We start from the raw sequence: 15,110 nt of genomic DNA, 5'->3' as shown, positions 1-15,110 counted from the left end.
ATATCTCTATTTTCAGATATGTCAAAGCAAGGATGTGATGATGGAATCAGGCAGGAGGAGGTGGAGGGTGATGACCCAGCAGGTAGCGCCCAGCACAGCGGTCGAGACCGAGCGGTGCTGTCCGGCCGGTCCGGAGCCGGAGATCGTCGAGCTCAGCCCGGCCGTTCACGCCTTCCTCAAGGCTCTGGGCAGCCCAGCGCGTCAGCGCATCATGCTGCTGTTCACCCGCGGTGCCGAGCTGTCGGTCAATCAGGTCGCCGAGCTGGCCGAGATCAGCCAGCCGCGAGCCTCAGAGCAGCTCGCCGAGCTCAAACGCGGCGGCATTCTGACCTCGCGCAAACAGGGCAAGGTCATGCTGTATCGGGCCGACAAGCAGCGCGTCGTCCAAACGCTCGCCGACCTGCAGGAGTACCTGCGCTACTGCTGCTGACCACCGGGCGAGCCCGCCCCGCTGAGCCTCGGCTGCACCCAAGCGGAGAGATCATCGCGGCCGCTGAGCCGCACCCCAGGCAGTGTCTCGGGACATAGGCAACTGCCGCGATCAACAGCGTGGGCGGTGTGTCCAGGGCCAGAGCCCGCTGCAGGAAACCCCTGTGGGTGACGCTGTGCGGCCGGGCACTCGACAGCCGCCTGCCGCGCCCGATACTCGGCGACCGCATGGCTGACGAGATCATCCACAAAATCGGCTACGAGCACCGCAAACTCCGCTGGAGAGCGGCCTCGGCCATCGACGTCGCCCAGCGCGCCAAGAAACTGGACGAGATCGCGCAGCGGTTCATCGCCCGCCACCCCCAATCTCCTCCGGTGACATACCACCCTTGGACAAAATATGTAGATCGGTCTACTCTGCCCTCATGGCGGTCAAGGGAGAGCAGACGCGGGCAAGATTGATCAACGCCGCGCGCACGCTGATCGAGGAGCGAGGCTACTTCGGCGCTGGGCTCAACGAGATGATCGATGTCGGCAAGGCCCCCCGGGGCTCGCTTTACCACCATTTCCCCCGCGGCAAGGACGAACTGATCGCGGCGGCCCTCGCCGCCTCCGGTCGGGAGGTCGCCACACTCATCCGCACTCTCTCCGAGGAGGCCCCCGATGCCAGAGCGCTGATCGAGGCCGTGCTGGACGCGCTGGCAGACCGGATGGAGCAGGCCGGCTACGCCAAGGGCTGCCCGATCGCCACGGTCGCCCTGGAGGTCGCGGCCACCAATGACCCACTGCAACGAATCTGCGCCGACGTCTACGCCGACTGGCAGCGGGCGCTGGCCGACCGCCTCGTCGCCGATGGCCACGCCCCCGACCAGGCCGAGGGTCTGGCCGGCTCCCTGTTGGCTCTGATCGAGGGGGCGCTGGTGCTGGCCCGCGCCCAGCGGAGCCGGACCCCCATCGACCGGGTGCGAGTGTCCGCGGGATTGCTCCTCAAAGCCTGAGAGGCGCCCCGCGCCGTCCGGCCCGGGACGGTGAAGCCTCACATATGCGTGTGCGGAGAATATGTAGATCGGTCTATTAATGATGGGATGCTCATGACCAAAGACCCTGACACCCTGGTCACGGGTGCGGCCGGCCTGCAGGGGCGGTGGCTGGTGGCGGAGTTGCTCGCACAGGGACGCCCGGTCGCCGCGGCCGTCCGTGGCGGGCCTGCTCGCGGGGACACGCTGCGCATGTGGCTCCGCGAACACGACGTCGGCGACCAGGCACTCACCGTCGTCTCAGCCGACATCACCCAACCGGGACTCGGGCTCTCCCCGGAGGACCAGGCCCAGCTGAGCTCCGTACGAGACGTCTTCAACACCGCCGGCCTGTACCGCTTCGGCCTGGGACGCGACGAAGCCCGGCGGACCAATGTCGACGGCGCCCTGAACGTCGCGCGCTGGGCCGGTACACGACAGCACCTGCGGCGCCTGGTTCAGATCTCCGGATATCGCGTCGGGGGAGTGGAGGCCTCCAGTTCGCTCTCTGAGGGCCACCTGAGCAGGCTCTATCGACGCTACGGCGCCTATGAGGCCTCCAAACGCGAGGGTGACGCGGCCATCCGGGCTTTCGCCGCGGCGCAGGGGATCCCGCTGACCGTGGTCAATCCGGCCATCGTGATCGGGCACTCGCTCACCGGCGAGGCCGAGCAGTACATCGGCCTGGCCGAGATGGTGGAGAACCTGTGGGCGGGACGGCTCCCGGCGCTGGCCGGGACGCGGCACACGTTCGTCCCCGTGGTCACCGTCGATCACCTGGCCCGTTTCCTGGCGGCCGTGCCCGAGCACGACCACGGCTCCTACAGCGCTCACTGCCTCCTCGACGACGCGACTCCCGAGCTGCCCGAGCTGATCGCGTTCCTCGCGCGGCACCTCGGCCTGCGCGCGCCGCGCATGGTCCTGCCGACCGGCCTCGTACGACGGCTGCCCCGCGTGCTCACCAGAACCGAGCCCGAAACCCTGAGCTTCCTGTCCGAGGACCGCTACGACACCTCCTCGGCCAATGCGCTGACCGAGGTCGCCGGGTTGAGTCACCCGCCGGTGAAGGACGCCCTGCGCCGCTGGGCGGACCGGCTGGTCGCGGAGCGGTTCGGCCACGCCCGGCCGCCGCTGAACGGTGGGTTCCACGGCGTCGCCGGAACCCGGACCTACGTGGCGGGTGATCGCCTCTTCCCGGGTTACGTCCTGCTCCATGGCCTGCCCCTTACCGCCGAAACATGGCAGGGCGTCCTGCCCGAGCTGGACGACACCGCGCTGGTGGCCGACCTGCCAGGACTCGGGCGATCGGCCCGGTCCGCCGCCGACCCCGCCGACTGGCTCGCCGACCTGCTTGCCCGGCTCCGGACCCGGCCGGTCCTTATCGGGCACTCGGCAAGCACCGCACCTGCCCTGCGCTACGCGCACGCCCACCCGGAACGGATCGCCGGCCTGGTCCTAATCTCGCCTTACTTCCTTCAGCGGCGGCCACGGTGGCACCTGCGCACTCCCGCACTGACCGGACCACTGCTGCGGACCGCTTCGCCCCAGCGGCTTGGCAGGACGCTGCTCGGCTCTCACCCGGCCGACGCCCCCGCGCAGCGCGCTCTCGACGACGCGGTCGCGCAGTTGCGGCGGCCGGGCGTCGCGCGGCGCACCGCGCTGTGGCTCGACCGAGCACAACAGCGCAGCGAACGCGCCGAGCTACGGACACTGGCCGCCACTTGCCCAGTGCCGGTTCACCTCGTCACCGGCGAATTCGATCCGCTGATCGACGCCACCCTCGACGCCCGGGTGACCGTCATCCCCGGAACCGGCCACCATCCACAGCTCACCCATCCGGCCCACGTGGCCGCCGTCGCAAAAACAAACGTCCCGACCGGGTGATCCCCGAAAACCGGGGAGAACATCGCGATCGAGATCGTGGATGCTGCGCTGAGATCTCGGCGACTCTCTGCGCTGGACATCGTGAAATACGCCGATAACGCTGACTTCTGCCCTGACGCCGGCGCGGACATGAGTCGTGAGATCGACAGAGGGGATCTCTGTGCCGGCGCACGGGCCAGGGCCGGCAGCACGCGGTCGGCGATCTCGGCCACGGACTTGCCGGTCAGGTCCTTGCCCTCAGGGTAGTCGGCGAGCAGGTGCCCGATCAGGCCGGTGGCCGAGCCCAGCGCGAGGCTGCCGGAGGTGGCGATCTGGTGAGGCTTGCCGGCGGCACCGGCCGCGGCCATCAACGCCACGGCGCCGTACGCGGCACTCCGCAGGGCGCTCTTGTCGCCGGGGCGCGGTGTCCGACGTGAACCGGAACCGCAGTGCAGGGCCGTTCACCGAGAATCAGGGGCCGGTCCGGGCATCGCGAAGATCTCTTCTGCCCTTGTGTCCAAGCCCGCAACGCACGCACCACCGGGATGATTCATCGCCGTTTCAGCACATTTTCAGCGGCTACCGTGATCATGTCTCGGGCCAGATCGGGGAGGGCACGGCCTCACCCCGAATTCGACTGAATGACGAAGAAAGAACCGCATGCGTATTCGTAGCAAGCTGGCCGCCGTGGTGGGCGTGATGGTGGGCTCGACCTGGCTCGTCGCCTCCGCGGTCCCGGCGAGTGCGGCCGGTCCCTGTGGGAGCGGCTACACCCGGATCGGCGTTTACAACATCCCGGCGACCGGGACGAAGAAGGGCACTCTGGAGGTCTACTACAACTCCGGCTCCGGAAAGAACTGCGCCCTCGCCTACGGCTCAGGCGCCAATTACGGCACCACGACCTATAAGGCCGTGGGCATCGCGCTGCCCACGAGCGATGGCTGGGCCGACTACGAGGCGGACGACTTCAAGTACTACGCGGGGCCTGTCTACGTCACCGCCAAGGGCAAGTGCATCGACCTGGTGGGCGCAGTCGGCACCGCCGTGAGGTACGCGACGAACGTCCACTGCGGCTGACCGCCGGGGCAAGAAGAGAGGACAGCAGATGGGTTTTCGTAAGGGGCTCGCGGCCGTGGCGGGCGTCATTGTGGCCTCCGCCTGGCTGGTGGGGTCCGCTGCTCCAGCGAGCGCGGCGGGTAAGTGCGGCAACGGCTACAAGCTCGTGGGTACGTACGACATCAAGCTCCAAGGAGCGGAGTACGGAACGCTTGAGATCAGCTGGAACTCCAGCAAGGGGCGAAACTGCGCGGTGGCCTATGGCCGCGGCAGCACTTACGGCGCCAAGGCCTACAAGTCGGTGCGGATCAAGACCACTGGCGCCTCCTCATGGGCCGACTCCGACCACGGCGAGTTCAAGTACTACGCCGGCCCCGTCTACGTCTCAGCCCGGAACAAGTGCATCACCGTGCTGGCGACCGTCAAGGGCAGCGGCGGATACGGCGACGTGAGACTGAACGGAGCCCACTGCGACTGACCACCGCCGCGGCAACCGATCGGCGAACATGCATCCAGGGAGACCCGGACACGCAGCCCAGCGTGTTGATCGGGGCGCCGACGGCGCCCGTGACCGCCAACGTTTTCAGGGGGAGATGAGACCGGGATGATGAGGAATCCGCGCGGGCTGGTGGCAGCCGCAGTGACGGCTGCTGCGCTCGCGACCCTCTCGAGCGGTCCCGCCCAGGCGGTGACCGCCAGCGAGACTTCGGCACAGTCCGTCCGACGGGCCAGCATCGCATGCTTCGAGCCGAAGAAGGCCAAGACCAACTATTCGTGGGGCGACGGTAAGCTGACCGTCACGGTCTACTTCAACAACCATTGCTCACATCGGGTAGGCGCGAAGCTGCACATCAGGAACCCCGCCACCGGCAACTACACGGAGTGCCTGGTCACCAACGGCGGGACCAAGGGCAGGAAGAAGTTTCACATCGGGGCTACCAGCTCACTCACCAAGATCACCAACGGCTGCTGAACCGCCATCTCCCAAGGCGCCGCATGACCTGCCACCGACCGCCACTGAGTGACGAGCGGCCGTGACGGAGTCGAGCATCTTGACGCAGCCGTTGCTGATGTCGGTTGGGGCAAGGTGATCACATGGGCTGAGTGGAGGCATCGGGCATCCAGATGCTCGATGCCTCCGCGCGGGCGAAGGGGATGGAGCGCGTTGTTGAGCGAGGCCGATTCGGGCGGCACGGAGTTTCGGATCGCCGCCGAACGAAGTGCCGCCGCGCGAACCGCGGTGCGCATGCTCAAGGTCGCGGCTCCAAAGGCCAACGCCTCCACGCCTGGGCCTGGATCGCCACCGCCGGCCCCGCTCACTTCCTGCTGATCCGCAAGCACCGCACGACCGGCGAGCTGGCCCTCCACCACTGCTTCGGGCCCGCCGGTCAGCGGGCCACCCTGCCCGCCTGCGCCTGGCGCCTGTCCGTGGCCGTGCAAACGCACTCGGCCGCTGACAGAGCCAATCGAGCGGACGCGTCTCAGTTCGGCTTTCCGCCCGGTCTCATGAGGCTAGAAGCACATGAGGCTGGAGGCCCTACTCAGCACGTACCAATCACTCTGCCCGTGTCCGACCCTGATGGTGGAGCAGTCCGCGCTCCCTGGTTTCGTGCTCCACTTGCATTCCACCCAGGTGCCGGTGCCCGCGCTGCTCGTGTAGTTGTTCCGGCAACGCCAGGTGTTGCCGCCCGATCCGTGCTGTCCGAGCTTGAAATAACCGTTTGCCTTCGTGCTCTGCACGTAGGTGGCGTTCCGGTCGGCTCGGTAGCACATCTCGGCGTCGGGTATGTCGGTGGTCTGGCCCCAACAACGCATGTTGCCGCTGTTGCCGCTGGAGAACACGTAGCTGTGACTGACGTGTGTGCCGGTCTTCGCGTAGAGAGCCGCGGCGGTCGCCGCGGATTCGAGTCCGACCGAGAAGCCGGCGGTGATCACTATCGCTGCGGAACCTGTCAGGACGCCATTTCTCGTGAATCGCATGTCGTTCCGTCTTTCTCGATGGCGCGCGAAAGAAATCTGTGCACGTCAGCATAGAAACGACCGTTGAAACGACGATGAAATGCCACTGAAAGCTGTTTGCGCCGAGCGCGCAATCTTGTCGATGAGCGCGGCCGGACGGCGTGGCTGCGGCAGGCACGGGGGAATGCCCGGAGGCGAGCCGGCGGATCCCGGAGACCTGGATCCGTTTGCCGGACCCGGTGAACACCCGGCCGGAGACCCGGGAGAACGTTGTCGCGGGCGGCGCGGTCGGTCAGCCGGCCGCATAAACCCCGACCGCGACACCTGTAACCAGCGACACATGTCGATAATCTTGTAGTCAGCCTTCTCCGCGTCGATCAGCTCGTACTTGGCTGTTATCGATTCTCGGCCGCGATCATGAGGCCCGGACGCACTGGGAGAAAGAGGGGCTGGACGCCTACACGCACTTCGCCAAGGTGATGGGCGAATGGAAGGAACTCCTCCACGAGATGGAGACACTCCTGCGGGTGGATCACGAGCCGGCTTCCAGCCTGTCGGCAAGGATCAGAGAGCTGAACGGAGAGGCAGCAGTGATCACTGCTGCCTCTCCGTTGGTCGGCTCAGTATTCATACAGGCTCGCTGCAATGACGTGTGGTCTTTCTACGAGAGCGACTACAAGGGGATGCTCTTAGGAGAGCCCGCGCTTTCCGCCGAGGATTGGGCGAAGGACTTGTACGGGCAGGCGTACCACACCTTGCTGGACAACATCAGAGACGATCTAGGCACTCCGCCGAGGGCCTTGGAGCATGTACAGAGGGACCATGCCATGGATGCGACCGAGCCATCAACGGCCAGGCGGAAGGCGTAGTCACGCAGTTAGTCACTCAGAGGACAAGAGAGGCCGCTTCCGATCTTCGGAAGCGGCCTTCTACCTGCGGCAATACTGTCGGGGTGGCGGGATTTGAACCCACGACCTCTTCGTCCCGAACGAAGCGCGCTGCCAAGCTGCGCTACACCCCGGTGCACGCCGGTCCTGCGCGTGCTTGAAAAAGTCTAGCGGACTCCCAAGGTGCTTGTGACCGCCTTTATCGTTGCGGGACCAGAGTGAGAAGTGTGGCCTCTGGGAAGCAGGCGAAGCGGGCCGGGGCGTACGGGGAGGTGCCGAGGCCGGCGGAGACGTGGAGCCAGGCGGAGTCGTGGCGGCTCAGGCCCTTCACGCGGGCGCGGTCGATGCCGCAGTTGGTGACCAGGGCGCCGTAGAACGGGATGCAGAGCTGGCCGCCGTGCGTGTGGCCGGCGAGCAGGAGTTGGTAGCCGTCGGCGGCGAAGCGGGTCATGTTGCGGGGCTCGGGTGAGTGCATGACCCCCAGGCGGAGGTCGGCGTCGGCCGGGGCGGGGCCGGCCACGAGGTCGTAGCGGTCGCGGGAGATGTGGGAGTCGTGGATGCCCGCCACCGCCACGTCCAGGTCGGCCACCTTGATGCGGGCCGTGGTGTTGTTCATGTCGAGCCAGCCCTCGGCCGCCATGCCCGCGCCCAGCTCCTCCCACGGCAGGTTGGGGATGTGCTGGCGGCGCTCGTTTCTGGACGTACGCCACAGGTAGCGGGCCGGGTTTTTGGGCTGCGGGGCGTAGAGGTCGTTGGAGCCGTAGACGAACAGGCCCGGGCGGGACAGCAGGGGCTCCAGGGCGTGCAGGAGGGAGGGGACGGCCTCCGGGTGCGCGATGGAGTCGCCGGTGTTGACCACCAGGTCGGGCTTGAGGGCTCCCAGGGAGCGGACCCAGTTGATCAGCATCGTGCGGCGCGGGGTCAGGTGCAGGTCCGACAGGTGCAGGACGCGTACGGGACGTTGGCCGCGCGCCAGCACCGGCACGTCGAAGCGGCGCAGCCGGAACCAGTTGCGCTCCACCACGGAGGCGTAACCCACCCCCGCCAGGCCGAGACCGAGCATGGACAGTGGCACTGCGACGGCTTTCCTCACCTCTTCATGATGCCCGAGATCCGGCGCGTGACGACCGGGCGGTCCGCGCAGACGGCAAGATGGAGCGCATGAGCGCATTGAAGGACAAGCTGAAGGCCGATCTGACGGCCTCGCTGAAGAGCCGGGACGAGGTACGTCTCCGGACGGTTCGCATGGCACTGGCCGCGGTGAACGTCGCGGAGGTGGCCGGGAAGGCGGCCAGGGAGCTGACCGACGACGAGATCATCAAGGTTCTCACTTCGGAGGTCAAGAAGCGCCGGGATGCGGCGGAGGCGTTCGCCAACGCGGGGCGGGCCGAGCAGGCGCAGGCCGAGCTGGACGAGCAGGCGGTGCTGGAGGAATACCTGCCTGCGCAGCTCTCCGATGAGGAGCTGGCGCTGATCGTCGAGGCTGCCGTGGCCGAGACCGGTGCCTCTGGGCCGCAGGCCATGGGGCAGGTCATGAAGGTGGTCAACCCGAGGGTGGCCGGGAGGGCCGAGGGGGGCCGGGTGGCCGCCGCCGTCCGCGCCAAGCTGGCGGCGGGCTGAGGAGACGAGCGGGTGGCCGGGCTCGGCAGATGGGGGTACGGGCCGGCCCTGCGGGAGGTACGTCCAGGGGGTGGCGGGCTGGTCAGGTGAGCGGGTGGCGGGCTGCGCGATCACCCTGGTGGAAGGGTGAGCGACGCCCTGGTGGCAGGCTGGGCTGAGCAAGCAGCGTTTACGGCGGCCCAGCGGCCTTGGGGGCCTGATCCGCTGCTTCAGCCGGCCCAGCTCCCCCAGCGGGCTGCTCGGGAGGTGCCCCTCCTGGCCGATGCAGGCACCCCTCCCGCCCCTCCCGCCCCTGCCAAGCCGGTCTCTCCTCGCCGCCTTCTGCCGAGCTCGGTAGAAGGCCTCCTGGCCCCTCTACGGGCTCGGCAGCCCCCGTCCCTCGCCCCAGGCTTCTCCGAGCCGGTGGAGGAGGCCTCAGCCCCTCCACAGGGGCCCTCAGCGCCCGCAGGGGGCCTGTCGTCCGCCCTCTCAGGGGCCCGTTCGTCAGCGGGCGGGCTCAGCGGCCGGGAGTGATGGGGCCAGGAGGGCCGGCGATGCCGTTGCCGCCGCGCCCGTTGCCGTTGCCGAAGCCGCCCGGCCCACGTTCGTCACCACCGGGACCGCGTCCATCCCCGCCGGGACCGCGTCCGTCGCCCCCGTCGTCCGGGTTGAAGATGTCGAACGGGTCGTCGGGCCCGCCCTCCTCCTCCTTCTCCTTGGGAGGCTTGGGCGCGCAGTTGTCGGTGCACCCGCCGAATCGCGAGTGGTCAACGGGCGTGAAGTTCGCGGGCTCGATCCCCTTCAGGGCGCTCATCATGGAGTCTTTCCAGATCCGCCCGGAAATGGAGGCCCCGTACACGTACGAGTAGTACTGCCCCCCGATCGTGACCCCGATCAGCTCGTGGTCGGCGGCGCCGCGCGGGTCGCCCAGGCTGACCGCCGAGGCCAGGTTGGGCGTGTAACCGGCGAACCAGGCCGACATGTAGTTGTCCGTCGTGCCCGTCTTGCCGGCCGCGTCCCGGCCGATGCCGCCCACCTCGGTCATCGTGCCCTTGGTGAACACGCCGGACAGGATGCCGCTGACCGCGTCGGCGACCTCCTCCTCGATCACCTGCGAGCACTTGGGTTTGTACTGCTTGGCCTTGCCGTTGCGGTCGACGATCTCGGTGATCGCCAGCGGCTTGCAGTATTCCCCGCGCGCGGCGAGTGCCGCGTACGAGCTGGCGATCGTCACCGGGTCGACCTCGTTGACCCCGAGCGTGAACGTCTCGACCTCCGACAGCTTGTTGCCGTCGGCCCGCTTGACCCCGAGCTTCTTGGCCATCTTGACGACGTCGCAGAGCCCGACCTTCTCCTCCAGCTTGACGAAGAACGTGTTCACCGACCCCCACGTGCCGGTCTCCAGGGTCTTGAAACCGCCCCCGCCCTCGCTGGAGTTACGCACGGTGTGGCTCGGGTCGCCGACGTTCTCGCCCTTGCAGTTCTTGAACGAGCTGTAGCCGCTCGCCTGGTAGCCCGCCGGGCTCGGGAAGCCGTCGCTGTATTTGAGACCCTCCTCCAGCGCCGCGGCCAGCGTGTAGACCTTGGCCGTCGAGCCCTGCTGGAACCCGCGCCCGCCACCGTGCGCCGCGTCGGCCACGATGTTGTAGCTCATCTCGTTGTTCTTCTTGCTGCGGCCGAACTTGCGGGAGGCGGCCATCGCCTTGATCTCGCCGGTGCCGGGGACGACGATGGCCTGTGCGGCCACGGGCTTGTCCTTGGCGCTGACGTACTCCTTGATCGCCTTTTCTGAGGCCTTCTGCATCTTGGGGTCGATCGTGGTCTTGATCCGCAGACCACCCCGCTGGAGCAGCTTCCTGCGCTCCTCCGCGTTCTTGCCGAACTCCTCGTTGTTGAGGATCTCGTACTGGACGTAGAGGCAGAAGTACGGATAGTTGCTGGCCTCGCAGCCACCGGCGACCTTCGTGTCCTTCCACCCGAGCTTCTCCGCCTTGGCCTGGGCCGCCTGTTGCGGTGTGATCTTGCCGATCTCGGCCATCCGGTCGAGTACGAGGTTGCGCCGCTCCAGCAGCCGCGCCCGGGACTCGGGGCCGACGTTGGGGTCGGTCCTGGCGGGGTTTTGCACGGCGCCGGCCAGGGTGGCGGACTCGACGAGGTTGAGGTCGGCGGCGGACTTGTCGAAGAAGCGCCGGGCGGCGGCCTGGATGCCGTGGGCGCCGGCGCCGAAGTAGGCGATGTTGAGATATTTCTCGAGGATCTGGTCCTTGGTGTATTTCTCCTCGATCGCCAGCGCGTAGCGCAGTTCGGCCAGCTTGCGCGAGACGGTGGGCGCGATCGCGGCCTGCTGCTCCTCCGGCGTCTCGGCCTTGTTGACCAGGACCTGCTTGACGTACTGCTGGGTGATGGACGAGCCGCCCTGCATCACGCCGCCGTTGCTCAGGTTTTTGACGAGCGCCCGGACGGTTCCCTCGATATCGATCGCCCCGTGCTCCTTGTAACGGTAGTCTTCGATCGCGATCAGGGCCGTCTGCATGATCGGAGCGACCTGGTCGAGACGCACGGACTGCCGGTTCTCGAAGTAGAACTGGGCGATCCTCTTGCCGTTGGCGTCGAAGAGCTCCGTCCGCTCGGGCAGGGGAGGTTCGTCGAGCTCTTCCGGCTTGAGGTTGAGCCCTTCCACGGCGCTCCTGGCGGAGATCCCAGCGCCGCCGACCGCGGGCAGGGCCACGGCGGCCGTGAGCACCCCGGCGGCGGTCCCCGCGATGATCAGACGCAGGGTGCCCAGGACGGGGTTGGAGCGATCTTTGCCACGCGCTTGCACGCTACCAAGAGTACGTCGAAAGCCTGACGTTATCGGTAGCCCGACACCATTTCGCCTTGACTGGCGGGGGTGACTAGTCATTCCCGGTCAAGAGTCGGCCGAGAAATTGGTCCTCTGGGGTCTGTCGGCCCGAACGGGTAGTTGCGTACGTTCTCCTCTGCGGCAACTGAATACGGAGGCTCGGCGCCCGCGCCCGTCGGCCCCAAATGACGACTGACCACCTAAGGGGAGTGGGGTCGAACAAATGTGGATCACGGATTGGACCTCCCGTGCCGCCTGTAAGGGTGCGGATCCGGATGCCCTGTTCGTGCAGGGCGCCGCGCAGAACAGGGCAAAGCTCATCTGCCGGGGATGCCCGGTCCGCACCGAATGCCTCGCCGATGCGCTGGACAACCGCATCGAGTTCGGGGTGTGGGGCGGAATGACCGAACGCGAACGGCGTGCGCTGCTGCGGCGGCGACCCGACGTGGACTCGTGGCGCGACCTGCTCGAGTCGGCCAAGGAAGAGTACGAACGAACAAATGAGCTGGTCGCGGGCTGATCCAAGCCCGCGAGCGAGTACGGCCGGCGCCGTCCGCCGGCCGTACTTTTTTCATCAGGCGCTCGCCAGCAAGTCACCGATCTGCCGCAGACCAGTGAGATCGTGAACGTCCTCGGACATGGCGCGAACCCGCACCACGGGCACCGTGGGGTGGGCCGAGGCGAAGTGTTCCTGCTCACGGCCCTCGCGGGTCATGAGCTGCATCCGACCGGCGTGCAGCCGCAGCACGGCGGCGGTCAGCTCATGCTCGCCCCTGGACTCCAGGTCCTCCGCGGCGGCGGCGCTGCGGGCCGCTGAGAGCTTCGGAACGGGCGATTCGTGCACGCGGTTGACCACCAGTCCGGCGAGCGGCATGCGCTCCTCAGCGAGCCGCTCGACGAAGTAGGACGCCTCGCGCATCGCGTCGCGCTCCGGCGCGGCCACCACGAGGAAGGCCGTGCCGGGGGCCTGCAGCAGCTTGTACGTCATCTCCGCGCGCTGCCTGAACCCGCCGAAGACGGCGTCGAGTGCGGACACGAACGTCTGCAGGTCCTTGATCACCTGTGCGCCGAGCAGCTTGGTCATGGCCCCCGCCACCAGCCCGAACCCGGCGTTGAGCAGCCGGAACGCATTGCGCCCTCCGGCCTTGGCCGGGGCCGTCAGCAGCCGGATGACCCGCCCGTCGAGAAAGCGCCCGAGGCGCTCGGGGGAGTCGAGGAAGTCGAGCGCCGACCGCGAGGGCGGCGTGTCCACGATGATCAGGTCCCACTCGTCCGAGCGGCGGAGCTGGCCCAGCTTCTCCATGGCCATGTACTCCTGCGTGCCCGAGAAGCTGGAGGAGAGCGACTGGTAGAAGGGGTTGGACAGGATCTGGCGGGCCCGCGCGGGATCGGCGTGCGCCTCGATGATCTCATCGAACGTGCGCTTCATGTCGAGCATCATCGCGAAGAGCTGGCCGCCGCCCTCGGGCGAGCTGACCAGGCGCGGCGTGTTGTCCAGCTCGGTGAGACCCATCGACTGGGCCAGGCGGCGGGCCGGGTCCACGGTGAGCACGACCACGCACCGGCCGCGCTCGGCGGCCCTCAGCCCGAGGGCGGCGGCGGTCGTGGTCTTGCCCACGCCGCCCGCGCCGCAGCAGACGACGATCCTGGTGCCGCTGTCGTCGAGGATGGCGTCGATGTCGAGGCCGGCGGGCTTTTTCACGCTGCTCCCTGGGTGCGGATGCTCTCTGCCAGCTCGTACAGGCCGGCCAGGTCGACGCCGTCGGCCAGCAGCGGCAGGTCGTAGCCCCTGAGTCCCGCGCCGGCCAGTGACTCGCGTTCGGCCTGCTCCAGCTCCGTGCGGTGGGCGTGCTCGGCGACCTCCTCGGCGAGCGCCTCGGCCATCGCGACGGCCTGGGCGCCGTCGGCCACTCCCGCCGCTTTGAGCCCGAGTACGAGCTCCCCGGCGTCGAAGCGGCCCTTGACAGCCGTGTCAAGAGCGGCCTGCGGGAGCAGAGATTCGCGGACCATATTGATGAAAATGCAACCAGTTGGCAGGCCGGCCGAGCGCAATTCGGCGATGCCGTCGAGCGTCTCCTGGACCGGCATCTCCTCCAGCAGGGTGACGAGATGCACCGCCGTCTCCCGCGACTTCACGACCCCGCTGACCAGCTCGGAGTGGTTTTTGATCGGCCCGACCTTGGCCAGGCCCGCCACCTCCTGGGTGACGTTCAGGAAGCGCGCGATGCGGCCCGTGGGCGGCGCGTCGAGCACGACCGCGTCGTAGATGCGGCGGCCGTTCTTGCCCCGCCTGCGTACGGCCTCGGTCGTCTTGCCCGTGACCAGCACGTCGCGGAACCCAGGGGCGACGGTGGTGGCGAAGTCGACGATGCCCATCTTCGTCAGCGCCCGGCCGGCGCGGCGCATCCCGTAGAACATCTCGATGTACTCGAGCATCGCCTCTTCGGGATCGACGGCCAGCGCGTAGACGTCGCCGCCTGACGGCGCCACGGCGATCTTGCGCTCTTCGTACGGCAGCGGCGGCAGATCGAAGATCTGCGCGATGCCCTGCCTGCCCTCCACCTCGACCAGCAGCACCTTGCGGCCGCCGGCGGCCAGGGCGAGGGCCAGGGCGGCGGCGACCGTGGTCTTGCCCGTGCCGCCCTTGCCGGTGACCACGTGCAGTCGCACGTCGGCCCAATCCGTGTCCGGAGACTCCACCATTCGAGGCTACCGAACGGTCATTTGCGGCAAGCCGATGAGTCTCGATTGAGATTGCTCACACTGTGGTGCGCCGCGCTCAGCGGGACATTACAGGCCGCTGCCGCAGCCCCTACGCTGGCGCCATGAAGAAATGGGAGTACCTGACGGCCCCCGTGCTCATCCACAACACCAAGATGATTCTGGACAACTTCGGCTCCGACGGCTGGGAGCTGGTCCAGATCGTGCAGGGCGCCACCCCCGAGCAGCTCGTCGCCTACTTCAAGAGGGAGAAGCAGTGACCCCCGAGCAGAAGATCGTCGAGCTGGGCCTGACCCTGCCGGCCGTGGCCGCGCCGGCCGGGGCCTACCTGCCCGCCGTACGTTCGGGCGACTACGTCTACACCTCCGGCCAGGTGCCGGTCGTGGACGGCAAGCTGGCGCAGACCGGCAAGGTGGGCGCGGGAGTGACCCTGGAGGAGGGCGCCGCGCTGGCCCGCATCTGCGCGCTCAACGCGCTGGCCGCGCTCAAGTCCGAGGTCGGCGACCTGTCGAGGATCGTCCGCATCGTGAAGGTCACGGTGTTCGTGGCCAGCGACGTGTCGTTCACCGAGCAGCCCAAGGTGGGCAACGGCGCGAGCGATCTGCTCGCCGAGGTGTTCGGTGATCTGGGCCGGCACGCGCGGAGCGCCGTGGGCGTCGCCGTGCTGCCGCTCGACTCGCCGGTGGAGGTGGAAGTGATAGCAGAAGTTTCCTAATTGCTGGGATATGTCACCATGAC

16 protein-coding genes and 1 tRNA gene are annotated in these 15,110 nt (G+C 67.9%); 11 read left to right on the top strand and 6 right to left on the bottom strand.

The window, feature by feature from the left end; genetic code table 11:
• Positions 1-70 precede the first annotated feature (70 nt).
• The 6 genes from ABGB18_RS13145 to ABGB18_RS13120 all read left to right on the top strand — a co-directional run bounded on the left by ABGB18_RS13145 (position 71) and on the right by ABGB18_RS13120 (position 5,337).
• Positions 71-430, top strand: coding sequence for a metalloregulator ArsR/SmtB family transcription factor (locus ABGB18_RS13145; protein ID WP_347695724.1), 360 nt, complete (start codon positions 71-73; stop codon positions 428-430).
• A gap of 424 nt (positions 431-854) precedes the next feature.
• On the top strand, positions 855-1,427 hold the full coding sequence (locus ABGB18_RS13140) for a TetR/AcrR family transcriptional regulator (protein WP_347695723.1): 573 nt from the start codon (positions 855-857) through the stop codon (positions 1,425-1,427).
• Between the two features lie 93 nt (positions 1,428-1,520).
• Positions 1,521-3,329, top strand: coding sequence for an alpha/beta fold hydrolase (locus ABGB18_RS13135; RefSeq protein ID WP_347695722.1), 1,809 nt, complete (start codon positions 1,521-1,523; stop codon positions 3,327-3,329).
• Positions 3,330-3,968: 639 nt separating this feature from the next.
• Positions 3,969-4,385, top strand: coding sequence for a hypothetical protein (locus ABGB18_RS13130; RefSeq protein ID WP_347695721.1), 417 nt, complete (start codon positions 3,969-3,971; stop codon positions 4,383-4,385).
• A 28-nt stretch (positions 4,386-4,413) separates the two neighbouring features.
• The gene (locus tag ABGB18_RS13125) at positions 4,414-4,842 is read left to right on the top strand and encodes a spore-associated protein A (protein WP_347695720.1); all 429 of its coding nucleotides are present in this window, start codon (positions 4,414-4,416) and stop codon (positions 4,840-4,842) included.
• Between the two features lie 126 nt (positions 4,843-4,968).
• Positions 4,969-5,337 carry a hypothetical protein gene (locus ABGB18_RS13120; RefSeq protein ID WP_347695719.1) on the top strand — a complete coding sequence of 123 codons (369 nt, stop codon included), beginning with the start codon at positions 4,969-4,971 and terminating at the stop codon, positions 5,335-5,337.
• A gap of 539 nt (positions 5,338-5,876) precedes the next feature.
• Here the strand turns inward: ABGB18_RS13120 and ABGB18_RS13115 are convergent.
• Positions 5,877-6,344, bottom strand: a complete 468-nt coding sequence (locus ABGB18_RS13115; protein WP_347695718.1) for a hypothetical protein — start codon at positions 6,342-6,344, stop codon at positions 5,877-5,879.
• A gap of 458 nt (positions 6,345-6,802) precedes the next feature.
• Between ABGB18_RS13115 and ABGB18_RS13110 the strand changes: the two genes are divergently transcribed.
• Positions 6,803-7,192 (top strand): hypothetical protein, encoded by a 390-nt coding sequence (locus tag ABGB18_RS13110; protein ID WP_347695844.1) that lies wholly within the window; start codon positions 6,803-6,805, stop codon positions 7,190-7,192.
• 78 nt (positions 7,193-7,270) lie between these two features.
• On the opposite strand, the gene ABGB18_RS13105 is transcribed toward ABGB18_RS13110, so the two are convergent.
• A tRNA-Pro gene (locus tag ABGB18_RS13105) sits at positions 7,271-7,344 on the bottom strand.
• Between the two features lie 65 nt (positions 7,345-7,409).
• Entirely contained in the window at positions 7,410-8,273 is an 864-nt protein-coding gene (locus tag ABGB18_RS13100) for a metallophosphoesterase (protein WP_347695840.1), read from the bottom strand.
• A gap of 98 nt (positions 8,274-8,371) precedes the next feature.
• Here ABGB18_RS13100 and ABGB18_RS13095 point away from each other — a divergent pair, with 98 nt between their 5' ends.
• The gene (locus ABGB18_RS13095; protein ID WP_347695717.1) at positions 8,372-8,830 is read left to right on the top strand and encodes a GatB/YqeY domain-containing protein; all 459 of its coding nucleotides are present in this window, start codon (positions 8,372-8,374) and stop codon (positions 8,828-8,830) included.
• A gap of 496 nt (positions 8,831-9,326) precedes the next feature.
• Here ABGB18_RS13095 and ABGB18_RS13090 read toward each other — a convergent pair whose 3' ends face one another.
• The gene (locus ABGB18_RS13090; RefSeq protein ID WP_347695716.1) at positions 9,327-11,630 is read right to left on the bottom strand and encodes a transglycosylase domain-containing protein; all 2,304 of its coding nucleotides are present in this window, start codon (positions 11,628-11,630) and stop codon (positions 9,327-9,329) included.
• Positions 11,631-11,874: 244 nt separating this feature from the next.
• Here ABGB18_RS13090 and ABGB18_RS13085 point away from each other — a divergent pair, with 244 nt between their 5' ends.
• Positions 11,875-12,171, top strand: coding sequence for a WhiB family transcriptional regulator (locus ABGB18_RS13085; protein WP_347695715.1), 297 nt, complete (start codon positions 11,875-11,877; stop codon positions 12,169-12,171).
• 54 nt (positions 12,172-12,225) lie between these two features.
• Here ABGB18_RS13085 and ABGB18_RS13080 read toward each other — a convergent pair whose 3' ends face one another.
• Both ABGB18_RS13080 and ABGB18_RS13075 read right to left on the bottom strand, forming a co-directional pair.
• Complete coding sequence (locus tag ABGB18_RS13080; RefSeq protein ID WP_347695714.1) at positions 12,226-13,353, bottom strand: ArsA family ATPase; 1,128 nt, start codon at positions 13,351-13,353, stop codon at positions 12,226-12,228.
• On the bottom strand, positions 13,350-14,321 hold the full coding sequence (locus tag ABGB18_RS13075; protein ID WP_347695713.1) for an ArsA-related P-loop ATPase: 972 nt from the start codon (positions 14,319-14,321) through the stop codon (positions 13,350-13,352). Before ABGB18_RS13075 ends, ABGB18_RS13080 begins: the two co-directional genes overlap by 4 nt.
• Positions 14,322-14,476: 155 nt before the next feature.
• Here ABGB18_RS13075 and ABGB18_RS13070 point away from each other — a divergent pair, with 155 nt between their 5' ends.
• Both ABGB18_RS13070 and ABGB18_RS13065 read left to right on the top strand, forming a co-directional pair.
• Complete coding sequence (locus ABGB18_RS13070; RefSeq protein ID WP_091100512.1) at positions 14,477-14,632, top strand: DUF4177 domain-containing protein; 156 nt, start codon at positions 14,477-14,479, stop codon at positions 14,630-14,632.
• Positions 14,629-15,087, top strand: coding sequence for a RidA family protein (locus ABGB18_RS13065; protein ID WP_347695712.1), 459 nt, complete (start codon positions 14,629-14,631; stop codon positions 15,085-15,087). The genes ABGB18_RS13070 and ABGB18_RS13065 overlap by 4 nt, the downstream gene beginning before the upstream one ends.
• Positions 15,088-15,110: the final 23 nt, after the last annotated feature.

This window comes from Nonomuraea sp. B12E4, from assembly GCF_039871825.1.
Classification (GTDB): domain Bacteria; phylum Actinomycetota; class Actinomycetes; order Streptosporangiales; family Streptosporangiaceae; genus Nonomuraea.
The sequence above is the reverse complement of the archived record's forward strand: the minus strand, read 5'-3'. Positions and strand labels throughout refer to the sequence as shown.

What these genes read in the sequence shown, in the direction of transcription:
- ABGB18_RS13145 (WP_347695724.1), top strand. Translation starts at nt 71, where the DNA reads ATGACCCAGCAGGTAGCGCCCAGCACAGCGGTCGAGACCGAGCGGTGC.
- ABGB18_RS13140 (WP_347695723.1), top strand. Translation starts at nt 855, where the DNA reads ATGGCGGTCAAGGGAGAGCAGACGCGGGCAAGATTGATCAACGCCGCG.
- ABGB18_RS13135 (WP_347695722.1), top strand. Translation starts at nt 1,521, where the DNA reads ATGACCAAAGACCCTGACACCCTGGTCACGGGTGCGGCCGGCCTGCAG.
- ABGB18_RS13130 (WP_347695721.1), top strand. Translation starts at nt 3,969, where the DNA reads ATGCGTATTCGTAGCAAGCTGGCCGCCGTGGTGGGCGTGATGGTGGGC.
- ABGB18_RS13125 (WP_347695720.1), top strand. Translation starts at nt 4,414, where the DNA reads ATGGGTTTTCGTAAGGGGCTCGCGGCCGTGGCGGGCGTCATTGTGGCC.
- ABGB18_RS13120 (WP_347695719.1), top strand. Translation starts at nt 4,969, where the DNA reads ATGATGAGGAATCCGCGCGGGCTGGTGGCAGCCGCAGTGACGGCTGCT.
- ABGB18_RS13115 (WP_347695718.1), bottom strand. Translation starts at nt 6,344, where the DNA reads ATGCGATTCACGAGAAATGGCGTCCTGACAGGTTCCGCAGCGATAGTG.
- ABGB18_RS13110 (WP_347695844.1), top strand. Translation starts at nt 6,803, where the DNA reads ATGGGCGAATGGAAGGAACTCCTCCACGAGATGGAGACACTCCTGCGG.
- ABGB18_RS13100 (WP_347695840.1), bottom strand. Translation starts at nt 8,273, where the DNA reads ATGCTCGGTCTCGGCCTGGCGGGGGTGGGTTACGCCTCCGTGGTGGAG.
- ABGB18_RS13095 (WP_347695717.1), top strand. Translation starts at nt 8,372, where the DNA reads ATGAGCGCATTGAAGGACAAGCTGAAGGCCGATCTGACGGCCTCGCTG.
- ABGB18_RS13085 (WP_347695715.1), top strand. Translation starts at nt 11,875, where the DNA reads ATGTGGATCACGGATTGGACCTCCCGTGCCGCCTGTAAGGGTGCGGAT.
- ABGB18_RS13070 (WP_091100512.1), top strand. Translation starts at nt 14,477, where the DNA reads ATGAAGAAATGGGAGTACCTGACGGCCCCCGTGCTCATCCACAACACC.